This is a genomic window from Streptomyces sp. OZ13, assembly GCF_052068155.1.
Taxonomy (GTDB): Bacteria; Actinomycetota; Actinomycetes; order Streptomycetales; family Streptomycetaceae; genus Streptomyces.
This window is the reverse complement of the sequence record NZ_JBQHCZ010000004.1, coordinates 320,626-342,324: the sequence shown is the minus strand read 5'-3', so window position 1 is coordinate 342,324 and position 21,699 is coordinate 320,626. Positions and strand designations below refer to the sequence as shown.

The following is a 21,699-nucleotide window of genomic DNA, read 5'->3' as shown; positions in this document are numbered from 1 at the left end:
ATAGCCGCCGGGGTGTCACGGTTGAGCGGTACAGTTAGTTCAACGTTCAACCAAGCCCGAGAGGTGAACACGTCATGCAGTTCGGCATCTTCACGGTCGGCGACGTCACGCCGGACCCGACCACCGGCCGTACGCCGAGCGAGCACGAGCGGATCAAGGCGACGGTCGCCATCGCCCGCAAGGCGGAAGAGGTCGGTCTCGACGTCTTCGCGACCGGCGAGCACCACAACCCGCCGTTCGTCCCCTCCTCACCGACCACCCTGCTCGGGCACGTCGCCGCCCTGACCGAGCGGATCACGCTCTCCACGTCGACCACGCTGATCACCACCAACGACCCGGTGAAGATCGCCGAGGACTACGCGTACCTCCAGCACATCGCGGACGGCCGCGTCGACCTGATGATGGGCCGCGGCAACACCGGCCCGGTCTATCCGTGGTTCGGCAAGGACATCCGCCAGGGCATCCCCCTGGCCATGGAGAACTACGCGCTCCTCCACAGGCTGTGGAGGGAGGACGTCGTCGACTGGGAGGGCAAGTTCCGTACGCCCCTCCAGGGCTTCACCGCGACCCCGCGCCCGCTCGACGGCGTCCCGCCGTTCGTCTGGCACGGCTCGATCCGCTCCCCCGAGATCGCCGAACAGGCCGCGTACTACGGCGACGGCTTCTTCCACAACAACATCTTCTGGCCCATGTCCCACACCAAGAAGATGGTCGGGCTGTACCGGCAGCGGTTCGCGCACCACGGCCACGGCACCCCCGAGCAGGCCATCGTCGGGCTGGGCGGCCAGGTGTTCATGCGCAGGAACTCGCAGGACGCGGTGCGCGAGTTCCGCCCGTACTTCGACAACGCGCCCGTCTACGGCCACGGGCCGTCCCTGGAGGACTTCACCGAGCAGACACCGCTGACCGTCGGCTCCCCGCAGCAGGTCATCGAGCGCACGCTCGGCTTCCGCGACGCGGTCGGCGACTACCAGCGCCAGCTGTTCCTGATGGACCACGCGGGGCTGCCGCTGAAGACCGTCCTAGAGCAGCTCGACATCCTCGGCGAGGAGGTCGTGCCGGTGCTGCGCGAGGAGTTCGCCAAGCTGCGGCCGGCCGGAGTCCCGGAGACCGCCCCGCAGCACCCCGCCGTCCTCGGCCGGAACACGAAGGAGACGTCATGACGCAGACCTCAGGGCCCGTGAACCTCGTCGTCGTATCGGCCGGGCTGGGGGTCCCGTCCTCCAGCCGGCTGCTGGCCGACCGGATCACCGAGTCCGTGCGCCGGGAGCTCGCGGGCGGGCGCGAGGTGCGGGTGACGGTCGTCGAGCTGCGCGACCTCGCCGTGCCCATCGCGAACAACCTGGTGGCGGGCTTCCCGGCGGAGCCGCTCGCCGACGCGATCGACGCGGTGACCGGCGCCGACGGGCTGATAGCCGTGACGCCCGTGTTCACCGCCTCGTACAGCGGACTGTTCAAGTCGTTCTTCGACCTGATCGAGCCCGACGCGCTCACCGGGAAGCCGGTGCTGATCGCGGCGACCGGCGGGACCGCACGGCACTCGCTGGTGCTGGAGCACGCGCTGCGGCCGCTGTTCGCCTACCTGCGGGCGCTCGTCGTGCCGACCGCCGTGTACGCGGCGTCCGAGGACTGGGGCGGTTCGGGCGATCCGATGACCGACACCCTGCCCGACCGGATCGCCCGCGCGGGCCGCGAGCTCGCCACTCTGATGGCCTCGCGAACCACCGGCGCACCGGACCACGCCACGGCAACAGCCGACCTGTTTGCGTAGATTTACATAGGCTTGCACCGGCTACGGCCGGACAGGCCAAGGGCCAGGCGGCTATGGAGGTGGCGGACATGACGGACACGACCGGCGCGGCGGGCAGGATCGTCGTGGGCGTCGACGGCTCGGAGCCGTCGATCAGGGCCCTGCGATGGGCCGTACGGCAGGCCGGGATGACAGGGGACTCCCTGGAGGCCGTCATCAGCTGGGAGTACCCCGCCGCCGGCTGGGCCTCGATGGTCGCCGCCATCCCGGCCGAGTTCGACCCGCAGGCGCTGGCGGCCAAGGTGCTCGACGACACCCTCGAGCAGACACTCGGCGCCGAGGCCGCCGCGTCCGTGACCCGTACCGTCCTGATCGGCAGTGCGGCGCAGGCCCTGATGGACAGGTCCGCGGGCGCCTCGCTGCTGGTCGTCGGCGACCGGGGCTACAGCGGCTTCAAGGCGACGCTGCTCGGCTCCGTCGGCCTGCACCTCACCCAGCACGCACCCTGCCCGGTCGTCGTCGTACGCGGCGAGCGCGACTGACGCACCTTCTTGACGGCGACGCCCCCGGCCTCTTCACGGGCCGGGGGCGTCGCCGTCGCGGCGGGCGGGGTCACTTGCGGTTGTAGAGGCGCATCGTGACCGTGCCGAAGACGACCACGAGCACGGCCGACCAGCCGAGCAACCAGGCGATGTCCGCCGCCGGCCAGTTGCCCGCCATCAGCTCCCGTACCGCGGTGGAGACATGGGTCACGGGACTGTTGTTTACGAAGGCCTGGAGCCAGCCGGGCATCGTCCGCGGGTCGACGAACACGTTGCTCAGGAACGTCATCGGGAAGATGACCATCATGCTGACGCCCATCACCGACTTCTCGGTGCGCAGCAGCAGGCCGAACATCGTCCAGATCCACGAGAACGCGAACGAGAAGACCATCAGCACCGCGATACCGAGCACGATGCCGACCGGTCCGCCGTCGGGGCGGTACCCGATGATCAGCCCGACGGCCAGCATCACGACCGAGGCGATCAGATAGCGGACCACGTCGCCGAGCAGATAGCCGACCATCGGCGCGGGCCGCCAGATCGGCAGCGTGCGGAACCGGTCGAAGACGCCCTTGGAGATGTCGTTGTTGACGGCGACACCCGTGTACATCGTGATCATCACGACGCTCATGGTCAGGATGCCGGGCAGCAGGAACTGGATGTACGCGTCAACGGAGCCGGCGATCGCGCCCCCGAAGAGGTACGTGTACATCAGCACCATCATGATCGGGAACGCCGTCACGTCGAACAGCTGCTCCGGCACATGCTTGATCTTGAGCATGGCGCGCCAGCCGAACGTCAGCGACGCCGACCACGCACTGGGCCTCGGGGGCCGCTCCGCGGCCACCAGCAGCGAGGCGAGGTCCTCCGCCTTCGGTGCTTCGAATTCCAGCTCGCCGGGGTCCTTGGTGGTGGTGGCGGTGCTCATGCGGCCTCCCCCTTCTTGTCGGTCAGGGCGAGGAAGACCTCGTCCAGGCTGGGCTGTCCCAGCGCGAAGTTGTCCACGGTGATGCCCGAGCGGGCGAGCTCGGCCAGCGCGTGCGCCGCCTGCTCCGCCGCTCCGCGTTCGGTGGCCCGGCCGTTGACCCGGGCGGTGAGGGCGACCGGGTCGGCGTCGAGCAGCACCTCCGCGCCCAGCGCCTCCGCCAGCACCCGCTCGGCCTTCGGCCGCTGGTCGGCGTCGCGCAGCCGCAGGTGCACGGCCCCCGACCCGACGGAGGCCTTCAGCTCGCCCTTCGTGCCCTCGGCGATGACCTTGCCGTGGTCGATCACGGCGATCCGTGACGCGAGATGGTCGGCCTCGTCGAGGTACTGCGTCGTCAGCAGCACCGTCGTCCCCTGGGAGACGACGGCCCGCACGATGTCCCAGACCTGGTTGCGGCTGCGCGGGTCGAGGCCGGTGGTGGGCTCGTCGAGGAAGAGCAGGTCCGGGGTGTTGAGGATGGACGCGGCGATGTCGATGCGGCGCCGCATGCCTCCCGAGTAGTTCTTCACCTGCTTGCCGGCCGCCTCACGCAGACCGAACGCCTCCAGCAGCTGGGCCGCCCGGTCCCTGGCCGCCGGCTTGGCGTGGCCGAGCAGCCGCGCGAGCAGCACCAGGTTCTCCGTGCCCGTCAGGTCCTCGTCGACGGAGGCGTACTGGCCGGTGAGGCTCACCCGGCTGCGGACCGCGTCGGCGTCCTTCTGCACGTCCTTGCCGAAGACGCGGGCTTCGCCGCCGTCCGGTCGCAGCAGGGTGGCGAGCATCCGGACCGTGGTCGTCTTGCCGGCGCCGTTCGGTCCGAGAACTCCGTAGACCGTGCCGGCCGGCACCCGGAGGTCGACGCCGTCCACGGCGCGGTTGTCGCCGAAGACCTTCACCAGTCCGGTGGTCTCGATTGCCAGATCAGTCATCGTCAAGTCCTTCGGTCCCTTGGTGCCCGTGCAGTAGAGACGCCGTGGAGTGCGGGAAGTCATCGGTCGGGCGGAAAATTCGCGGCCGGCCCGGTGGTCCCGAGTCAGCGCGATGCCCCCGACCGCCGCCGCCCGGGACGGTCGCGGCAGGGCGCCGGCCCCCGGCGGCATCGCGTCGGCGGGCCGTCGTTGACGGCCCGCCGATCGAGGTTTGCCTGTGACCAGCCTGTCTCACTCCCGCGTGTAATAGAAGTAGAAGGTCACGGCGGCCACACCCGCCCCGACCGCCACACCGATCCCGGCGGCCCGCAGGACGCTCCCTCCGGCGAGACTGGTCAGGAATCCGACCGTCGCCGCGGTCAGGGCCCCGTAGGCCAGGGCCCGCAGTTCACGGGGCAGCGCGTGCTGGACGCGCATCAGCGCGAACAACAGCGCGGCGATGACGACCGCGGTGATCACTCCGAGGACCCACTGGCCCCCGGTCGCCACGCCGTCGTTCTGGGCCCGCTTGATGAACGCTGCCCAGATACCGAGGACGAGTCCCACGGTGACGGGCACCGCCCAGGCGGTGGGACTGTGGTGCTGTCGTTCTGAAGTCCGGCGCCGGCGGTGCGGCATCGCTGCGTGTGCGGCCATGACGGAACGCTCCTTCCCTCTTCCCCCGCGCCTCTTCAGGGCACACCCGTGGGCGGCCGCGGGCAAGTCCTGGGAGGACCGGACCGGGACCGGCGCTCCGTTGCCGGGGGTCGTCCGCAACGAACCCGCGGAAACGGGCGTCTCATGTCCCAGGGGCCACACGTTCCCGTACGCAGAGGCTCGGAGGCCGGTTTGGACAGCGCGACCCGGCAGAGCGCGGAGGCGGACGGGGCAGGGACCCCGTACGGCACGGCCGGCTCCGGCGCACGGCGCACCGCGGGATGGCTCGCCGCGCTGCTGCTCCTCGCCCCCACCGCCGTCGCCGCGTGCCGCGCCGCGGACACGGACGGTGTCACGCCCGTCCCGCAACTGCTCGCGTTCCTGCCGTGGCTGCTGCTGCCCGCCGGCGCCGCCCTGCTCCTCGCCCTGCCGGCGCGCAGCCGTTTCCTCGCGGGCTGGGCGGTCGCGGTGCTCGCGGTCACGGGGTGGTTCGTCAGGCCCTACGACACCGGGCTGACCGAGAAGCCGCCCGGTCCCGTCGTCGCCCGCCTCGACGTGCTGACCTCGAACATCGAGTTCGGGCAGGCCACAGGGGCGCTGGTGGCCACGCTGCGCCGCGAGCGGCCGGACATCGTCTTCGTCCAGGAATGCGACCACGCGTGCGCCGATGCCCTGGAGGCGGACGTGCCGCGTGCCGACTACCCGTACCGCCATGTCGTGGCGGACTTCTCCGCCGCCGGTTCCGCGATCCTCAGCAGGCATCCGCTGCGGCCCGCCCCCGGTGTCGACACCACGCTCGCCATGCCGGGGGCCGTCGTCGACGTCGCCGGGCGCGAGGTCGGCCTCCAGCTCGCGCATCCCCTGCCGCCGGTCCCTGAAGCCGTGGACGACTGGCGCCGGGAACTGGGGCTGCTGCGGGACCACGCGGCCCGCGCGAAGGGCTCGCCGACCGTGGTGGCGGGCGATTTCAACGCGGGCCAGGACCACGCCGCGTTCCGCCGCATCCTCCGGGCGGGCGGGCTGAGCGACGGCGCCACCCTCGCCGGCGCCGCCCGCACGCCCTCCTGGCCGGCCGCGCTGCGCCGCCCGCTGGGCACGCAGATCGACCATGTGCTGGTCAGCGACGACTTCTCGGTGCGCCGGGCCCGCTTCCTAGACCTCCCGGACACCGACCACCGCTCGCTCCTCGTAGAACTCGAACTGCACGACGTGCGCTGACCGCCGGTGGGAGCGAAAGTGGGTACGTGGTGCGGGACGACGGGGGCCCCGGTCAGGAGGCACCGGGCGGGCGCCTCGCGCCGTGACCGTGTGACCGGCTCACCGCCGAGGACGGCACACCGGGCACCCCGCACTACGGACCACGGAGCGGACGCCATGGACCACGAGCAGAAGAACGAGCAGGTCGACGAGCAGATCATCGACGACATCGGCAACCTCGTCGCCGAGGAGCGGGCGCTGCGCGACCGTTCCACCGACCAGCGCGGCCTCGGTCCCGACGAACAGGCCCGGCTGCGGCAGCTGGAGATCCGTCTCGACCAGTGCTGGGACCTGCTGCGCCGGCGTCGCGCGAAGGCCGAGTTCGGTGAGGACCCCGGCACGGTGCGGGAACGGCCCGCCGAAGAGGTGGAGAACTACCGCAGCTGAGCACGGTCTCGGCAGGGCGGGCCGCGGTGGAGCTTGCGCCCGGCGGCCCGTTCGGGGTCTCTTGAAGCCATGGGACGACGCGAGGACGGCAACGGCGGCCGCACGGGGCGCCTGACGCCGCCGGCCTGGCTGATGCACGGTCTGCGGCCCGCGTCCGTGCCCGTCCCCAAGGCCGCTGTCGGCCGTGCCGCCGTCGCCCTCGCCGCGCCACTGGCCGTCGGTCTGGCGACCGGCCGCCCCGAATACGGCGCGCTGGTGTCGATGGGCGCACTGGCCGGTGTCATCGGCGACACCGCCGACGCCTACCGGATGCGTCTGCTGAACATCGCCGTCCCGCAGTTCTTCGGAGCGGTCGGCGTGACCCTCGGCATCCTGGTTCACGGGGAGGGCTGGGTCGCGGTCGGTGCGCTGACCCTCGTCGCGCTCGTCTCCGGCATGATCTCCTCCATCGGCGCGGTGGCCTCCGTGTCCGGGCTGCTGCTCCTGCTCAACGCGGTGGTGGGGGCGGGACTGCCGATGCCGGGGCCGTGGTGGAAAGCGCCGCTGCTGCTGACGCTCGGCGGGCTGTTCGTCCTCGTACTGACCCTGCTGGCCTGGCCGGTGCGTGCCCGGGTCCCGGAGCAGGCGGCGGTCGCCGCGACCTATCGCAGCGTCGCCGCGCTGCTGGCCGCCGCGGGCACCACCGACTACGACGCCCGCCGTCAGGACGTCACCCAGTCGCTCAACACCTCGTACGACCTCGTCCTGGCCCGGCGTGCCCGCGACCACGGCCGGCGGGGAGGGCTGGTCCGGCTGCTCGCCCAGCTCAATGTGATCGTCCCGCTCGTCGAGGCGGCGGCCGCGGCGCATCTTTACGGGCGTGCCTCCCGGCGGCCCGAGATCGCGGCGGCAGTACGCGAGTTGGCCGACTCGGTGGAGCAGGAGCGCACCACCGCGCCCGAGTTCGTGCTGCCCGAGCCCGAAGGCCCGGCCGACCGTGCCGTGAACAGCGCCCTGCGCCACGCGTCGGCAGTCGTCCACCGGACCGACCCGGACCCCGCGGGCGTGGACGACCGGCTGGGCCGGCCGGCGGCGCTCGGCGTCAGGGCGCGGCAGGCGGCCCGCAACGTACTGCTGTCGGAGTCCTCTTGGCGCTACGGGCTGCGGCTCGCGCTCTGCATCGGGCTGGCGCAGACACTGGTGTCGCTGATCCCGGTCACACGCTCCTACTGGGTGGCCCTCACCGTCACGTTCGTCCTGAAACCGGACTTCGGCTCGGTGTTCTCCCGCGCCGTGCTGCGTGCGCTCGGCACGGCCGCCGGTCTCCTCGTCGCGGCCGCCGTGCTGGCGGCGGTGGAACGCGGCTGGTGGGACGTGCCCGTGATGATGGTTCTCGCGGCGCTGATCCCGGCGTTCTCCGTCAAGGGCTACGCCTTCCAGACCGCGGCGATCACCCCGGTGATCCTGATGCTGTCGGACATCCTCAACCACGAGGGCTTCCATCTGGTGCTGCCGCGTCTCGTGGACAGCCTCATCGGGTGCGCCATCGTGCTGGTGGCCGGCTATCTGATGTGGCCGGAGAGCTGGCACACCCGGATCGGGGACCGGCTCGCGCAGTGCGTGGAGGACACGGCGCACTATGTGGCGTCCGCGTTCGGCGGCACGGACCACACGGAGCGCGCGCACGCCCGGCGGCGGATCTACCGCGACCTGTCCTCCGTGCGTTCCGAGTTCCAGCGGGCCCTGACGGAACCGCCGCCGACCGGCGCGCGGGCCGCCGCCTGGTGGCCGCTGGTCGTCGCCGCCGAGCGGATCGTGGACGCGACGACAGCGGCGCGGGTCCGCGTCGACCACGGCGCCGAACCGCCCGACGCCACCGAGGTCACTGACATCGAGCGGCAGCTGCGCGAGCTGGCGGACGGGCTGCGGTCGAGCGAGGTGCTGGTCGAGGTGCGGGCGGATCTGCCGGGCGACGAGGAGGGTGTGCTGGCGCCGCTGCGCCAGGAGGTGCGGGCGGCGCGGGCGATCGCGTCACCCGCGCCGAGGTCGTGACCCGCCGCGTGCTCCCCGCCGGACCGGTCAGCCCTTGTGCCGGGCGCCGTGGAGCCGCTCCAGCTCACGCCGGTCGCGCTTGGTCGGACGGCCGGCACCGCGGTCACGTACCGCCGCCGGGGCGGCGAACTCCTTGGGCGGGGGCGGCGGGCTGTTGTCCACGTACGCCTCCGCCGCGACCGGCGCGCCCACCCGCTTCCGCAGGATCTTCGAGACGACCACAAGACGCTCGCGCCCGGCGTGGAACAGCCGTACCTGGTCCCCGACGCGCAGCGCCTGGGCGGGCTTGACGCGCTCGCCGTTGACACGCACATGGCCGGCGCGGCAGGCGGCGGACGCCTGCGAGCGGGTCTTGGTGAGCCGTACGGACCAGATCCACACGTCGACGCGTACGGTCCCCTCGCCTGACGTGGACGCTCCCTCTGCAGCCATGTCCCGACTCTACGACCCGCGGCGCTCCGCGGCACGGACCCGTACGGAGGGGACCGGACCCGGCCCGCCCCACCCCGTGCCGAGGGGAGCGGACCCCGCCCCCTCACCCGTACGCACACATCCGACTACGATGCGCACGATCCCCCGGAACGGAGCCTTCCCTCCGTACGGGCGACCCCTTTCTGATGCGCCGGCACCTACCGCGCGGCACAAGGGCTTTCGGAGACTTTCATGCGCAGCAGCTCCGGCAGAGGGCTCCGGCCCAATGTCCTCGGGACGTTCGACACCATCGTCATGGCCGTGGCGGGCAGTGCCCCCGCCTATTCGATCGCGGCCACCACGGCGGTGCTCGTCGCCACGGTCGGACTCGCCGGTCCCGCGGCGCTGCTGTACTGCGCGATCCCCATGCTCGGCATCGTCCTCGCCTTCGGCAGGCTCGGCCGTATCGACGTCAACGCGGGCGCCGGTTACTCCTGGGTCGGGCGAACCCTCCACCCGTTCCTGGGATTCCTCTCCGGGTGGGCGCTGGTCGTCTCGACGACGATCTTCATGGTGGCGGGGTCGCTGCCCGCGGGCGCGATGACCCTGGCCCTCTTGGACCCGGATCTCGCCGACGACCGGTTCCTCGCCACGGCCGTGGGGGCGGCGTGGTTCGTGGCGATGCTGCTCGTCGTGCTGGGCGGGGCGCGGCTGACGGTACGCGCCCAGCTGATCCTGACCGGCACCGAGCTGGCGATCCTGCTCTTCTTCGTGGGGGCCGCCGTGCTGCACGAGGGCGCCGCGACCGCCTTCGACTGGTCCTGGTTCGGCTTCTCGCACTTCGACGGGCCGGCCGGCTTCGCCTCCGGGGCGCTGATCGCCACGTTCTACTACTGGGGCTGGGACGTCACCAGCAACCTCAGCGAGGAGACCCGGAACAGCCGCCGCACCGCCGGGCTGGCCGCGCTCGTCGGTGTCGGGATCGTCTTCCTGCTGTTCGAGGCGTTCGCGATCGCCGTCAACGTCGTCCTGACGCCCGGCGAGATCCAGGCGGCCGGAGCGAACGTGCCGGCCGTGCTCGGGGCCGCCGTCTGGCCCGGTGTCGGCGGAAAACTGCTGGTCCTGGCGGTGTTGCTGTCGACCGTCGCCACCTTGGAGACCACCCTGATCCAGGTCACCCGCTCGCTGTTCGCGATGGGCCGCGACCGGACGATGCCTGCGGCACTGGGCCTGGTCCACCGCCGCTGGAACACACCGTGGGCGGCCGTGACGGTCGTCGGCGTGGTCGCCCTCGCCATGTTCGTGGCCTCCACGGCACTCGGCTCCGTCGCCGACGTGGTCGCCGCGGCGGTCGCCGCGATAGGCCTCCAGATCGCCTTCTACTACGGGCTCGCCGGGATCGCCGCCGTCGTCGCGTACCGCAGGATGCTGCTGGTGTCCGTGCGCGAGTTCGTGCTGGGCGGCGTCTGGCCGCTGCTGGGCGCGCTGTTCATGCTGTGGATCTTCTTCGAGTCGCTCGGTGAGCTGAGCGGCGCCTCGATCGCGATCGGTCTCGGCGGTCTCGCCTCGGGACTCGTCCCGATGGTCCTCTACTGGCGGCGGGGCAGCGCGTACTACCGGCCGGCCCGGCTGGACGCGGCCCGTGCCGTCGCCGGGGACGGCAGCAGTGACCGCGGCCCCCATCGCGGTGACTACGCCGACAAGGCGCTGGCCACGGACTTCTGAACACCACCCGGACCGCTGAGGGCCCGTCGCACGAAACGCACCGCCGAGGGGAGTGACGCAGATGGCCGTACGCCGCCGCTTCGTACCCGACTTCGATCCCGCCTTCGGGGACCGGCCCCTCACCGACGCTCTGCACGACATCGTCATCGGCCGCTGGCAGGGCGTCCGCGACCTGCTGCACGCCACCGGCGACGACTGGCCGCTGCGCACCCACCGGATACGGCTGCTCGCCCATGCCGCTGCCGGCTCCTCCGCGGCCGAGATATGGCGGGCCGCTGAACCGGACCGCCCCGACGCCGCGGTCCTCGGCGCCGCCACGGATGTCGTCCGCGCGTTCCAGCGGGTGATCGCCACCGGCCGCGGCGGGGCCGACCCCACACGGCTCGACGCCGCGGTACGGGCCTGCCTCACCGCCGCCGACGCCCACCCCGCCGACCCGATGCCGTGGGTGTCGCTGCTGACGGTGGCCCGGCTCTACGAGGACGGGGTCCCCCGCCGTGAACTGCGCGGCTGGTGGGACGAGCTGCGCCGGCGCGACCCGTACAACGTCGAGGGCCATGTGCAGCTGCTGCGCTACCACTCGGCCCGCTGGCACGGGACGCACGGCCGGATGTACGACTTCGCCCGCGACGCGGCCGGCGCGTCACCGCCCGGCTCACCGCTGCCGGTGCTGGTGCAGATCGCCCGCGCGGAGGAGTACCGGTACGTCGCCGACGCCGCGCAGGGCCGGGTCGTGCGCGGATTCGACCAGCACTGGAAGCACGAGCTGGCGATCAGGGAGATCCGCCGCACCTGGGAGCGGTGGGTCCTGTGGCGTACGGACGGACCCGTCGCGCCCGAGGAGATCGGGGAGCTCAACTACCTCACGCACGCCGCGTGCCTCGCGGGACTGCGGCAGGAGGCGGGCGGACTGTTCCAGCTGCTCGGCGGCAGGGCGGCGTATCTCCCGTGGGCGTACACGGGAGACGCCGCCGAACAGTTCACGAGGTGGCGCGCACAGACGGGCGCCACCTCGTGAACGCGCCGCCGGGTCAGACGCCGATGTCCCCGCCGTCCTTGCGGTAGACGGCGACGACCGACGGGCGGACCAGCTTGCCCGGTCCGTCGGGCCAGGCGCTCGCGGGCTTCTCGACGGACGCGCCGTCGACCTCGCCCGGGTGCTGCACCGCCACCAGGACACGACGGTCCTGGATGACCGGGCCGCAGGTCTCCGCACCGATCGGCACGGTCAGGAACTGCTTCAGTTCACCACGGCGCTCGCCCTGCGTCGCCACGCCGAAGAGACCGTCGTGGGTGCCGAGCGCGTTGCCGTCCGTGGAGAGCCACAGGTTCCCGTGCGCGTCGAACGCCACGTTGTCCGGGCAGGAGATGGGGCTGACCCTGTCCTTCGGGAAACCGGCGAAGTAGGTCGCCGGGTCGTTCGGGTCGCCGGCGACCAGGAAGAGACGCCAGGCGAAGCCGTCCGACGCCGGGTCGTCCCAGTGCTCGGCCAGCTCGAGGACCTGGCCGTGCTTGTTGCCGTTGCGCGGGTTGGCCTCGTCCGCGCCCGCCTTGCCGGCGGCGCCGCGGTCCTTGTTGTTGGTGAGCGCCACGTACACCCGGCCGGAGCGGGGGCTCGGCTCGACGTCCTCGGGGCGGTCCATCTTCGTCGCGCCGACCTTGTCACCGGCGAGACGGGTGAAGACGTACACCTCCTCGGCGGTCATGCCGGGCACGTGCGACACGTCGCCCGTCGCGAGCGGGATCCACACGCCGGAACCGTCGAACTCGCCGTCGTTCGGGAGCTTGCCGGTGCCGTCGATCTCGGCGACCGGACTGTCGCCGGTCAGCTTGGCGACGTAAAGGGTGCCCTCGTCGAGGAGCGTGCGGTTGTGCTCGCGCGCGGCGCGGCCGCCGCCCTTCTTCATCCGCTTGGAGGAGACGAACTTGTAGAAGTAGTCGAAGCGCTCGTCGTCGCCCATGTAGACGACGGGCCGGCCGTCGGCGGTGAGCCGGGGCTGCGCCGCCTCGTGCTTGAACCGGCCCAGCGCGGTGCGCTTGGCGGGCGTGAAGTCAGGGTCGAACGGGTCGAGTTCGACGACCCAGCCGTGGCGGTGGACCTCGTTGGGCTCCTGCTTGAGGTCGAAGCGCTTGTCGAAACGCTCCCACTTGCGCTCCGTGGCGCCGGAGCCGAGGCCGTAGCGCTTGTCCGTCGCGCTCGAACCGTTCGCGAAGTACTGGTTGAAGTTCTCCTCGCCGTGGAGGGTGGTGCCCCACGGGGTGGTGCCGCCGGCGCAGTTGTTGAGCGTGCCCAGCACCTTGGTGCCCGACGGGTCGGCGGAGGTGCGCAGCAGCGCGCTGCCGGCGGCCGGGCCGGTGACCTCGAACTCGCTCGTCGCGGTGAGACGGCGGTTGAGCGGGTGGCGGTTCACCGGGGTGAGCTTGCCGGAGCGGTGCTCCTCCTGGACCACGACGACCGACAGACCGTGCGCGGCCCAGGCGATCTCGACCTGCTCGCGGGTCGGGTTCTCGGGGTCGTACCCCTTGAACATCAGGACCTCGTCCGTGTACTCGTGGTTCGCCACGAGTACCTGGCGGCCGCGCTCGCCCCGGAGCGGGAGCAGGCTGAGGAAGTCGTTGTTGTAGCCGAACTGGCCGGCCTGCGCCTTCGCCGACTGCCGGTCGGGGTCGAAGGCGGGGGCGCCGCGGAGGATCGGCTCGCCCCAGCGGATGACCACACTCTGCGCGTAGCCCTCGGGGACGGTGACCTTGTCGTCCTTGTTGGGGGCGACGGGCGCGAAGCGCAGACCCCGGGCGCCGTCCACCTTGCCGGCACCCGTCTTGCGGCCGGAGGCCTCCGCGGGAGTGGCCGACTGGACGACGACCGAGCCGCCGGCCGCGGCGGCGACGGTCACCACCGCGGCGGCGCGCATCATCGAACGGCGCGACAGGGCGCTCGCTATGACGTCACCGACGTACTCGTTGTCGCTGGTGTTCGGGACCTCGTGGAAGCAGGCGTCGCCACAGCGGTAACGGCAAGTGAGGGCGGAACGTCCGCCCGCGTGCGGAGTGGTGGTCAACAGCGGCAGCAGTTTGCGCACTTCGTCCTCCTTCGGCGCACCTGCGCCGACATGGTGTCGGAATGATTCCGGCCATGACGTTAGAGGCGCACATCTGCACGGCGGCGGACGCGAGATGAACGACGGATGAATGGGGCACGGCCGGGGCCCGGTCGAGGTGTGTGGAACGGTCCGGCGGGTGCCCTCCCCGGAGCCGCGCCGGGCGGCCGCTAACCTTACGTGTCCGCCCTGGCCTTGTTGCCCCGGGCAGGAGCGGACAGTCACCGCACCCAACTCATGTGAAAGGCCTCGCCCATGGGTATTCGGAGCATGCTGCGCAAGGTGTTCGGACGCGACCGCGATGAGCGTAACGAGTCGGCGGCACCCTCCGTTCCGGCCCAGAGCGAGCGCACGGAACCGGCCAAGGACACGTCCACCGCGACGGTCCCGTCCCAGCCCCCCACCGACCGGGCGGCAGACCTGGTCTCCGCCGCGTTCGACAACCCGGTGCCGCGCCCCCGCCCCACGTCGGTCCCGGCCCAGGCCACATCGCCGGAGCCGAGCGTCTCCACCGACGCGGCCGGGCCGAAGCCCGCCGCCGAGGACGTGGCCGCCGAGGCCGATGCCCCGGTGACCGAGCCGACGACGGAGGAGGCTCCCGAGGCCGAGTCCGCCGCGGACAAGGCGGTCGTGGCCGAGACGGCCGAGGACAAGGCCGCTGAGGCCGAGACCCCGGTGACCGATCCGACGACGGAGGAGGCTCCCGAGGCCGAGTCCGCCGCGGACAAGGCGGTCGTGGCCGAGACGGCCGAGGACAAGGCCGCTGAGGCCGAGACCCCGGTGACCGATCCGACGACGGAGGAGGCTCCCGAGGCCGAGGTCGAGGCCGTCGTGGCCGGGACCACCGATGTCGAGGTCGCGGCTGAGAAGGCCGCCGTGGACGAGGTCGCGGAGGACACCGCCGCCGAGGTCGTCGAGGACAAGGCCGTCGAGGTCGACTCGCCGACTGCGGACACGGACACGGACGAAGCCGCCCGGGACGCTGTCGCCGAGGCCAAAGCGTCCGAGGCCGTCGCGGCCGAGGAGCCCGCCGCCGAGCCCGTCGCCGCCGCTGACCCGGTCGTGGCCGAGCCCGAGGCGGCCGCGGAGGAGCCCGAGGCCGTCGCGGCCGAGGAGCCCGTCGTCGCCGAGCCGGTCGCCCCCAGCGAGCCCGCCGCCGACGAGCCCGTCGCGTCCGACGAGCCCGCCGCCGAAACCCCGGTCGCGGCCGAGGCCGAGGAGCCCGAGGCCGCAGCCGCCCCCGTCACCGAGGCCCCAGAGGCCGACGAGACCGAGGCCGCGGAGACCGAGCCCACCGTCGCAGACGGGCCCGCCGGGCGCGCCGCGATCGGGCTCGCGCGGGTCAAGGCGCGGGCACCGCAGCTGGTGGACGCGTACAAGGCCGCCGGCGCCGCCCTCAAGAAGGCGGAGCTCACCGGGGCGCGTGCCCGCGTGTACCTCGTCCTCGACCGGTCCGGATCCATGCGCCCGTTCTTCAAGGACGGCAGCGCCCAGCGCCTCGGCGAGCAGGCGCTCGCGCTCTCCGCGCACCTCGACGCCGACGCGACCGTCGACGTCGTGTTCTTCTCGACCGAGATCGACGGCACCGGCGAGCTCACCCTCGACTCCCACGAGGGCCGTGTGGACGAGCTGCACGCCGGGCTCGGCCGTATGGGCCGGACGAACTACCACCTCGCCGTCGAGGAGGTCCTCGCCCTGCACGCGAAGAAGAACACCGACGCCCCCGCGTTCGTGATCTTCCAGACCGACGGCGCCCCCGAGTCGAAGACCGCCGCCACCGCCGCGCTCGCGGCGACCGCCGGCAAGCCGGTGTTCTGGCAGTTCGTGGCGTTCGGTGAGCACGACGCCAAGGCGTTCGACTACCTGCGCAAGCTCCAGGTGGACAACGCCGCCTTCTTCCATGCCGGCCCGGCGCCCCTCGAGCTCCCGCACGCGGAGCTGTTCAAGGGCATCCTCGAGGTCTGGCGGCCGTGAGCACGACCCGGCGGTGACCCCCGGTGACGTCCGGGCGGACGCGGACAGCGTCCGCCCGGACGTACGGGGGCGCCGGAGGTCACCCGTGCCCTCGGCACGCGTGTGAGTCGATCTTCTCGGGCCCGATAGGATTTCGACCATGGCGGCCACTGGATCCGAGAAGCAGGGGGCGAAGGCGTATTACGTCTCGACCCCCATTTACTACGTCAACGACGCTCCTCACCTGGGCCACGCCTATACGACCGTCGCAGGCGACGTGCTCACACGCTGGCACCGTCAGCGTGGCGAGAAGGTGTGGTACCTCACCGGCACGGACGAGCACGGTCAGAAGATCATGCGCACCGCGGAGGCGAACGGCGTCACGCCCCAGGAGTGGTGCGACAAGCTCGTCGAGGAGGCCTGGAAGCCCCTCTGGGAGCACCTGAACATCGCGAACGACGACTTCATCCGCACCACGGAGAAGCGGCACACGGACCGTGTGCAGGAGTTCGTGCAGGACCTGTACGACAAGGGCGAGATCTACAAGGGCGGGTACGAAGGCCCGTACTGCGTGGGCTGTGAGGAGTACAAGCTCCCCGGCGACCTCATCGAGGCCGAGGACGGCACCAAGCTGTGCCCGATCCACAAGAAGCCGGTGGAGATCCTCAAGGAGGAGAACTACTTCTTCAAGCTCAGCGAGTACGGCCCGAAGCTGCTCGACTTCTACGCGGCGAACCCGGACTTCATCCAGCCCGAGTCGGCCCGCAACGAGGTCGTGAACTTCGTCAAGCAGGGCCTTCAGGACCTGTCCATCTCGCGCTCGACGTTCGACTGGGGCGTTCCGGTCCCGTGGGACGAGAAGCACGTCATCTACGTGTGGATCGACGCGCTCCTCAACTACGCCACCGCTGTCGGCTACGGCTCGAACCAGGCGAAGTTCGACGAGACCTTCCCGGCGAACGTCCACCTGGTGGGCAAGGACATCCTGCGTTTCCACGCGATCATCTGGCCCGCGATGCTGATGGCGCAGGGCCTGCCGGTGCCCGGCAAGGTCGCTGCCAACGGCTGGCTGATGGTCGGCGGCGAGAAGATGTCGAAGTCCAACCTGACCGGCATCAAGCCGCAGGACCTGACGTCCCACTTCGGTGTGGACGCGTACCGCTGGTACTTCCTGCGCGCCATCGCGTTCGGCCAGGACGGTTCGTTCTCCTGGGAGGACTTCACCGCCCGGTACACCTCCGAGCTCGCCAACGACTACGGCAACCTCGCCTCCCGCGTGGCGGCGATGGTCGGCAAGTACTTCGACGGTGCACTGCCCGCGGCCACGGCCTCGGGCGAGGCGGAGAAGGCCGTCCAGGACGGTCTGGCGAAGGCGGTCGCGGAGGCCGACCGGAAGATCGGCGAGGAGCTGGACTTCCAGAGCGGCATCCTGAGCGTCTTCGAGTTCGTGAAGCAGGTCAACGGCTACATCACGGAGCAGGAGCCGTGGAAGGTCGCGAAGGACGACTCCCCCGAGGGCCGGGCGCGTCTCGCGACGATCCTGTACACGGCGGCGGAGTCCCTGCGCGCGGTCGCGGTCCTGCTCAACCCGGTCATGCCGGAGACGTCCCAGAAGCTGTGGGACTCCCTCGGCGCCGAGGCCCCGCTGGGCGCCCTCGCGGACCAGAAGGTCCAGGAGGCCGGCGAGTGGGGCAAGCTGCCCGCCGGAGCGACGGTGACGAAGGGCGCGGTCCTGTTCCCGCGCCTGGAGGAGCCGAAGAAGGCCTGACATGCACTGATGTGCGACACGGCGAGGGCCCGGAACCGCTCGGCGGTTCCGGGCCCTCGCCGTCGCTCTCAGCGCGCCAGCGCCGCCGCGTCACCCATCACCACCACCGGCCGCTTGGCCGGGTCCAGCCACCGCAGCAGCTCCTTCATCCGGCCGCGCGGCAGCGACACACAGCCCTGCGTCGGCCCCCCGTGGTCGACGTGGATCCAGATGCCGCCGCCCTTCCCGGCGCCGAGCGGACGGGTCCAGTCCAGGGGTGTGGTGCCGGGCCTGCGGTTGTAGTTGACGGCCACGACGTAGTCGAAGGAACCGGCGAGCGGCTCCCCCTCGAATCCACGCCCGCTGATCCTGAAGGCGGGCCCACGGTCGTACGGGAGCTCCGTGCCCGGGTCGGGGAGTCTGCCACCGGCGTCGGTGAGCCCGAAGACGCCGACCGGTGAGCGCAGGTCGCCCTGGCGGTGGTCGTCCGTCCAGCCCTTGAGCGCGTTGTGCCCGTGCCACGGACCGGACGCGGGCTGCCAGCCCTGCCCCGGCTCCCGCTCGTACAGCACCGCCGTTGCCCGGTTGGAATCCGCATCCTTCCCGGTGACGACGACGGCCTGAAGGGCGTCCTCCGGGACCGCCGCGCGGGTCCTCGGCCCGAGGGCGGGGATCTCCGCGGGCCTGACGGCCTGGGGTTCCGGCGCGGAACGTCCCGCTCGGCCGCTGTTCCCTCCGTGGTCCTCCCCGCCGGACGCGGCGCCCGCGGTCCTGGACCGGTCCTCGACCGCGGTGTCCTGACCGGCCGCCGTGCAGCCGGTCAGGAGCACGCCGGCGCAGGCGAGCACGACGAGGGTTCGGTTGGCGAGCATGTACGGGCCTCTCAGTCCTCGGGTTGCGCATGGTCGCCGTCCTGCCCGGGCGTGCTGCCCGGGGCAGGTGGCGTGGGTCCGGTGTCCGCCCCCGTCGGTACGAAACGGGCCCCGGCGATCATGTGGCGTGCTTCACTCAGGGCCCCGCCGGCGTCCTCGGCCAGGCACAGGTGCGCGGTGGCGAGCGGGTCCCCGGCGCCCGGGCCGCCGATGAGCCCGCTGAGCTCCTGTACGCCGCCGATCGCGCGACAGCCGGGGGAGACGGTGCCGGATTCATGCAGAACGGGTGGCTCCAGCGCCTTCTTGCCCAACGGTCCGGGGTGCTCCGCGGTCACGACGAGCAGCGCGCCTCCCCCCTTCAGCGTCTTCACCGGCGGACAGCCCCACGGGTCCCTGGAACAGGGCCGGTCGTACGTGGAGAGCGGCTGTGTGGCGGCGTATCCACGGGTGGTCGCCTTCTGCCGGGGGTCCGCCTCCACCTCAAGAACGTCCCAGGAGGACGGCAGGGGCAGGACCAGACCGGCCGGCCCGTCGAAGCGGAGCTTCACCAGGTGCGGGGCGGACGAGGAAGGCGGGAACGGAGCGGACGCGGCGGGCAGCGCGGACCCGCCGCCCTGGCCGGCACCGGGCAGCAGCGTCCCCGCGACGATGAGGGCGGACACCGCGCACGCTGCCCCTCCGGCGGCGCGGCGCGAGCGCCGGCGGCGGGCGACACGCTCCCGTACCCGCTGCATCCGCTCCGTGGGGGCGGGCAGCCGGGGCACCGCCCGCTCGAGCAGGACACGCAGTTCGGACTCGTCCGCCCCCTCGGCACCACTGCCGGCAGGCTTCTGGCCTCCTGTGTCATCAAGGCCGGCCACAGCGCTCACCGCCTTCCACAGCGGCGGGCAGCGCGTCCCGCAGGGTGCGCAGCGCCTTGGCCGCCTGGCTCTTGACGGTGCCGGGTGCGCAGCCGAGGGTCGCCGCCGTGTCCTCGACGCTCAGGTCCTCGAAGTAGCGCAGCACCACGACGGCCCGTTGCCGCACGGGCAGCAGCCGTACGGCCGCGGCCAGCGACTGCTCCAGGTCGACGCCCTCGTACGCGTCCGTGTCCCCCGCCCGGTCCGGCAGCACGCCGTGCGGGACCTCGCCCCGCCAGCGTCTGCGCCACCAGGAGGCGTGGGTGTGGACGAGGGCCTTGCGGACGTACGCCTCCGGCCGGTCCCTCGCGATCCGGTGCCACTTCGGCCAGACCCGTGCCAGCACGGTCTGGAGCAGGTCCTCCGCGAGGTGGGCGTCGCCGGTCAGCAGCCACGCCATCCGCAACAGCCTGGGGCCGCGCGCGGCGACGAACTCCTCGAAGTCGCGCTCGCCCCGCCCACCGCGCATCCGTTCCTCGCCGTCCCGTTCGGTGTTCCACACCAGTTGAACGCGGTGGCGTCCCGGTCGGGTTGCCTCCGGACACGAAGAAGGGCCCCGGAACTCGATGGTTCCGGGGCCCTTCTCCGTGCGGTGCTCGTGCGGTGCTACTCGCCGGACTTGGCGACCGGCTTGCGCAGCTGGATGTTCAGCTCGCGCAGACGGGCCTCGTCGAGCTCGGTGGGCGCGCCCATCAGCAGGTCCTGCGCGTTGCCGTTGAGCGGGAACGCGATCGTCTCGCGGATGTTGGGCTCGTCGGCCAGCAGCATCACGATGCGGTCGATACCGGGGGCGATGCCGCCGTGCGGCGGGGCGCCGTACTCGAAGGCGCGGAGCATGCCGGCGAACTCGTGCTCGACGGTCTCACGGGAGTAGCCCGCGATCTCGAACGCCTTGAACATGATCTCGGGCTCGTGGTTCCGGATCGCGCCGGAGGACAGCTCGACGCCGTTGCAGACGATGTCGTACTGCCAGCCGAGGATGTCCAGCGGGTCCTTGGTCTCCAGGGCCTCGAGGCCGCCCTGCGGCATCGAGAACGGGTTGTGCGAGAAGTCGATCTTGCCGGTGTCCTCGTCCCGCTCGTACATCGGGAAGTCGACGATCCAGCAGAAGCGGAAGACGTTCTCCTCGAAGTGGCCGGCGCGCTTGGCGGCCTCGACCCGGACGGCGCCCATGATCTTCGAGACCTCGTCGAAGTCGCCGGCGCCGAAGAAGACCGCGTGGCCGGCGGCGAGGGCCAAGCGCTCCGTGAGGACCTTGACGTTCTCCTCGGTGAGGAACTTGGCGATGGGGCCGCTCAGGGCTCCGTCGTTGCCGACACGCACCCAGGCGAGGCCCTTGGCGCCCTGCTCGACGGCGTAGTCGCCGAGGCCGTCGAAGAACTTGCGGGGCTGGTCGGCGGTGTCCGGCACGGCCAGGGCGCGGACGTGCTTGCCGGCGAAGGCCTTGAACTCCGAGCCCGCGAAGACGTCGGAGATGTCGACGAGCTCCAGCTTGGCGCGCAGGTCCGGCTTGTCGGAGCCGTACTTCAGCATCGCCTCGCGGAACGGGATGCGCGGGAAGGGAGAGGTGACGTGGCGGCCGCCGCCGAACTCCTCGAAGAGCTCCGTCATCAGCTTCTCGATCGGCTGGAAGACGTCCTCCTGCTCGACGAAGCTCATCTCGACGTCGAGCTGGTAGAACTCGCCGGGCGAGCGGTCGGCGCGGGCGTCCTCGTCGCGGAAGCACGGCGCGATCTGGAAGTAGCGGTCGAAGCCGGAGATCATCAGCAGCTGCTTGAACTGCTGCGGGGCCTGCGGCAGCGCGTAGAACTTGCCCGGGTTGAGGCGGGACGGCACCACGAAGTCGCGGGCGCCCTCGGGGGACGTCGCGGCGAGGATCGGGGTGGCCATCTCGTTGAAGCCGAGCGCGGTCATCTTGTGCCGGATGGCGGAGATGACGGCGGTGCGCAGCATGATGTTGCGGTGCATGCGCTCACGGCGCAGGTCGAGGAAGCGGTACTCCAGCCGGCGCTCCTCGTTCACACCGTCGTCGGTGTTGACGGTGAACGGAAGCTGCTTGGCGGCGCCGAGGACCTCGACCTCGGCGGCCTCGACCTCGACCTCACCGGTGGGGAGGTCCGGGTTGACGTTCTCGGCGCCGCGGGAGACGACCTTGCCGTCGACGCGGATCACCGTCTCCTTGGTGAGCTTGTCGAGCACCTCCGCGGCCTTCGTGCCGGGCCGGGCGACGAGCTGCGTGATGCCGTAGTGGTCGCGCAGATCGATGAAGAGGATGCCACCCAGGTCTCGGCGATTGTGCAGCCAGCCGCTCAGCCGGACGTCGGCTCCGACGTCAGAGGCGCGGAGCTCGCCGCAGGTGTGGGACCTGTACCGATGCATCGTCGTTCATCCAGTCTTAGCGATTCGGGGTGGGCACAACCGTTGCAAGGTTACCGCCCGGCCTCACTGCCGCCCATTGACATAGACGCGACACCCTCCCCGCACGTCATAACCGTGAT

Annotated in this window: 19 protein-coding genes; 10 read left to right on the top strand and 9 right to left on the bottom strand. The window is 71.7% G+C overall.

Going from position 1 to position 21,699, the window contains the following annotated elements:
• Nucleotides 1–74: 74 nt before the first annotated feature.
• The 3 genes from ACTMTU_RS11840 to ACTMTU_RS11830 all read left to right on the top strand — a co-directional run bounded on the left by ACTMTU_RS11840 (nucleotide 75) and on the right by ACTMTU_RS11830 (nucleotide 2,292).
• Nucleotides 75–1,163 (top strand): LLM class flavin-dependent oxidoreductase, encoded by a 1,089-nt coding sequence (locus tag ACTMTU_RS11840; protein WP_441263427.1) that lies wholly within the window; start codon nucleotides 75–77, stop codon nucleotides 1,161–1,163.
• Complete coding sequence (locus ACTMTU_RS11835) at nucleotides 1,160–1,771, top strand: FMN reductase (RefSeq protein WP_441263426.1); 612 nt, start codon at nucleotides 1,160–1,162, stop codon at nucleotides 1,769–1,771. The genes ACTMTU_RS11840 and ACTMTU_RS11835 overlap by 4 nt, the downstream gene beginning before the upstream one ends.
• A 68-nt stretch (nucleotides 1,772–1,839) precedes the next feature.
• Nucleotides 1,840–2,292 (top strand): universal stress protein, encoded by a 453-nt coding sequence (locus ACTMTU_RS11830; protein WP_441263425.1) that lies wholly within the window; start codon nucleotides 1,840–1,842, stop codon nucleotides 2,290–2,292.
• A 70-nt stretch (nucleotides 2,293–2,362) separates the two neighbouring features.
• Here the strand turns inward: ACTMTU_RS11830 and ACTMTU_RS11825 are convergent, their stop codons facing one another.
• The 3 genes from ACTMTU_RS11825 to ACTMTU_RS11815 form a co-directional block, all read right to left on the bottom strand.
• Nucleotides 2,363–3,220 (bottom strand): ABC transporter permease, encoded by an 858-nt coding sequence (locus ACTMTU_RS11825; protein ID WP_441263424.1) that lies wholly within the window; start codon nucleotides 3,218–3,220, stop codon nucleotides 2,363–2,365.
• Nucleotides 3,217–4,185, bottom strand: a complete 969-nt coding sequence (locus tag ACTMTU_RS11820) for an ATP-binding cassette domain-containing protein (RefSeq protein WP_441263423.1) — start codon at nucleotides 4,183–4,185, stop codon at nucleotides 3,217–3,219. Before ACTMTU_RS11820 ends, ACTMTU_RS11825 begins: the two co-directional genes overlap by 4 nt.
• Nucleotides 4,186–4,416: 231 nt before the next feature.
• Nucleotides 4,417–4,821 carry a hypothetical protein gene (locus tag ACTMTU_RS11815; RefSeq protein ID WP_441263422.1) on the bottom strand — a complete coding sequence of 135 codons (405 nt, stop codon included), beginning with the start codon at nucleotides 4,819–4,821 and terminating at the stop codon, nucleotides 4,417–4,419.
• Nucleotides 4,822–5,013: 192 nt separating this feature from the next.
• Between ACTMTU_RS11815 and ACTMTU_RS11810 the strand changes: the two genes are divergently transcribed.
• From ACTMTU_RS11810 to ACTMTU_RS11800, 3 genes are all read left to right on the top strand, one after another.
• Complete coding sequence (locus ACTMTU_RS11810; RefSeq protein WP_441263421.1) at nucleotides 5,014–6,039, top strand: endonuclease/exonuclease/phosphatase family protein; 1,026 nt, start codon at nucleotides 5,014–5,016, stop codon at nucleotides 6,037–6,039.
• Between the two features lie 156 nt (nucleotides 6,040–6,195).
• Nucleotides 6,196–6,465 (top strand): DUF2630 family protein, encoded by a 270-nt coding sequence (locus tag ACTMTU_RS11805; RefSeq protein WP_441263420.1) that lies wholly within the window; start codon nucleotides 6,196–6,198, stop codon nucleotides 6,463–6,465.
• Nucleotides 6,466–6,534: 69 nt separating this feature from the next.
• A complete protein-coding gene (locus ACTMTU_RS11800; protein ID WP_441263419.1) occupies nucleotides 6,535–8,496 on the top strand; it encodes an FUSC family protein in 1,962 nt (653 codons plus the stop codon).
• A 27-nt stretch (nucleotides 8,497–8,523) separates the two neighbouring features.
• Here the strand turns inward: ACTMTU_RS11800 and ACTMTU_RS11795 are convergent, their stop codons facing one another.
• Complete coding sequence (locus ACTMTU_RS11795) at nucleotides 8,524–8,928, bottom strand: RNA-binding S4 domain-containing protein (RefSeq protein ID WP_441263418.1); 405 nt, start codon at nucleotides 8,926–8,928, stop codon at nucleotides 8,524–8,526.
• A 231-nt stretch (nucleotides 8,929–9,159) separates the two neighbouring features.
• Between ACTMTU_RS11795 and ACTMTU_RS11790 the strand changes: the two genes are divergently transcribed.
• Together ACTMTU_RS11790 and ACTMTU_RS11785 are read left to right on the top strand one after the other, a co-directional pair.
• Entirely contained in the window at nucleotides 9,160–10,632 is a 1,473-nt protein-coding gene (locus ACTMTU_RS11790; protein WP_441263417.1) for an APC family permease, read from the top strand.
• 61 nt (nucleotides 10,633–10,693) lie between these two features.
• The gene (locus ACTMTU_RS11785) at nucleotides 10,694–11,650 is read left to right on the top strand and encodes a hypothetical protein (RefSeq protein WP_441263416.1); all 957 of its coding nucleotides are present in this window, start codon (nucleotides 10,694–10,696) and stop codon (nucleotides 11,648–11,650) included.
• A 13-nt stretch (nucleotides 11,651–11,663) separates the two neighbouring features.
• Here ACTMTU_RS11785 and ACTMTU_RS11780 read toward each other — a convergent pair whose 3' ends face one another.
• Complete coding sequence (locus ACTMTU_RS11780) at nucleotides 11,664–13,712, bottom strand: PhoX family protein (RefSeq protein WP_441263415.1); 2,049 nt, start codon at nucleotides 13,710–13,712, stop codon at nucleotides 11,664–11,666.
• A gap of 273 nt (nucleotides 13,713–13,985) precedes the next feature.
• Between ACTMTU_RS11780 and ACTMTU_RS11775 the strand changes: the two genes are divergently transcribed.
• Together ACTMTU_RS11775 and metG are read left to right on the top strand one after the other, a co-directional pair.
• A complete protein-coding gene (locus ACTMTU_RS11775) occupies nucleotides 13,986–15,704 on the top strand; it encodes a VWA domain-containing protein (protein WP_441263414.1) in 1,719 nt (572 codons plus the stop codon).
• Nucleotides 15,705–15,843: 139 nt separating this feature from the next.
• Nucleotides 15,844–17,451, top strand: a complete 1,608-nt coding sequence (gene metG / locus ACTMTU_RS11770) for a methionine--tRNA ligase (RefSeq protein WP_441263413.1) — start codon at nucleotides 15,844–15,846, stop codon at nucleotides 17,449–17,451.
• A gap of 68 nt (nucleotides 17,452–17,519) precedes the next feature.
• Here metG and ACTMTU_RS11765 read toward each other — a convergent pair whose 3' ends face one another.
• The 4 genes from ACTMTU_RS11765 to aspS all read right to left on the bottom strand — a co-directional run bounded on the left by ACTMTU_RS11765 (nucleotide 17,520) and on the right by aspS (nucleotide 21,580).
• On the bottom strand, nucleotides 17,520–18,302 hold the full coding sequence (locus tag ACTMTU_RS11765; protein WP_441263412.1) for a L,D-transpeptidase family protein: 783 nt from the start codon (nucleotides 18,300–18,302) through the stop codon (nucleotides 17,520–17,522).
• A gap of 11 nt (nucleotides 18,303–18,313) precedes the next feature.
• Nucleotides 18,314–19,162, bottom strand: coding sequence for a hypothetical protein (locus ACTMTU_RS11760; protein ID WP_441263411.1), 849 nt, complete (start codon nucleotides 19,160–19,162; stop codon nucleotides 18,314–18,316).
• On the bottom strand, nucleotides 19,149–19,670 hold the full coding sequence (locus ACTMTU_RS11755) for a SigE family RNA polymerase sigma factor (RefSeq protein WP_441263709.1): 522 nt from the start codon (nucleotides 19,668–19,670) through the stop codon (nucleotides 19,149–19,151). Before ACTMTU_RS11755 ends, ACTMTU_RS11760 begins: the two co-directional genes overlap by 14 nt.
• A 137-nt stretch (nucleotides 19,671–19,807) precedes the next feature.
• Nucleotides 19,808–21,580: an aspartate--tRNA ligase gene (gene aspS / locus ACTMTU_RS11750; RefSeq protein WP_441263410.1), complete on the bottom strand. Its 1,773-nt coding sequence runs from the start codon at nucleotides 21,578–21,580 to the stop codon at nucleotides 19,808–19,810.
• Between the last annotated feature and the right edge of the window lie 119 nt (nucleotides 21,581–21,699).

What these genes read in the sequence shown, in the direction of transcription:
- ACTMTU_RS11840 (WP_441263427.1), top strand. Translation starts at nt 75, where the DNA reads ATGCAGTTCGGCATCTTCACGGTCGGCGACGTCACGCCGGACCCGACC.
- ACTMTU_RS11835 (WP_441263426.1), top strand. Translation starts at nt 1,160, where the DNA reads ATGACGCAGACCTCAGGGCCCGTGAACCTCGTCGTCGTATCGGCCGGG.
- ACTMTU_RS11830 (WP_441263425.1), top strand. Translation starts at nt 1,840, where the DNA reads ATGACGGACACGACCGGCGCGGCGGGCAGGATCGTCGTGGGCGTCGAC.
- ACTMTU_RS11825 (WP_441263424.1), bottom strand. Translation starts at nt 3,220, where the DNA reads ATGAGCACCGCCACCACCACCAAGGACCCCGGCGAGCTGGAATTCGAA.
- ACTMTU_RS11820 (WP_441263423.1), bottom strand. Translation starts at nt 4,185, where the DNA reads ATGACTGATCTGGCAATCGAGACCACCGGACTGGTGAAGGTCTTCGGC.
- ACTMTU_RS11815 (WP_441263422.1), bottom strand. Translation starts at nt 4,821, where the DNA reads ATGGCCGCACACGCAGCGATGCCGCACCGCCGGCGCCGGACTTCAGAA.
- ACTMTU_RS11805 (WP_441263420.1), top strand. Translation starts at nt 6,196, where the DNA reads ATGGACCACGAGCAGAAGAACGAGCAGGTCGACGAGCAGATCATCGAC.
- ACTMTU_RS11800 (WP_441263419.1), top strand. Translation starts at nt 6,535, where the DNA reads ATGGGACGACGCGAGGACGGCAACGGCGGCCGCACGGGGCGCCTGACG.
- ACTMTU_RS11795 (WP_441263418.1), bottom strand. Translation starts at nt 8,928, where the DNA reads ATGGCTGCAGAGGGAGCGTCCACGTCAGGCGAGGGGACCGTACGCGTC.
- ACTMTU_RS11790 (WP_441263417.1), top strand. Translation starts at nt 9,160, where the DNA reads ATGCGCAGCAGCTCCGGCAGAGGGCTCCGGCCCAATGTCCTCGGGACG.
- ACTMTU_RS11785 (WP_441263416.1), top strand. Translation starts at nt 10,694, where the DNA reads ATGGCCGTACGCCGCCGCTTCGTACCCGACTTCGATCCCGCCTTCGGG.
- ACTMTU_RS11775 (WP_441263414.1), top strand. Translation starts at nt 13,986, where the DNA reads ATGGGTATTCGGAGCATGCTGCGCAAGGTGTTCGGACGCGACCGCGAT.
- metG (WP_441263413.1), top strand. Translation starts at nt 15,844, where the DNA reads ATGGCGGCCACTGGATCCGAGAAGCAGGGGGCGAAGGCGTATTACGTC.
- ACTMTU_RS11765 (WP_441263412.1), bottom strand. Translation starts at nt 18,302, where the DNA reads ATGCTCGCCAACCGAACCCTCGTCGTGCTCGCCTGCGCCGGCGTGCTC.
- ACTMTU_RS11755 (WP_441263709.1), bottom strand. Translation starts at nt 19,670, where the DNA reads ATGCGCGGTGGGCGGGGCGAGCGCGACTTCGAGGAGTTCGTCGCCGCG.
- aspS (WP_441263410.1), bottom strand. Translation starts at nt 21,580, where the DNA reads ATGCATCGGTACAGGTCCCACACCTGCGGCGAGCTCCGCGCCTCTGAC.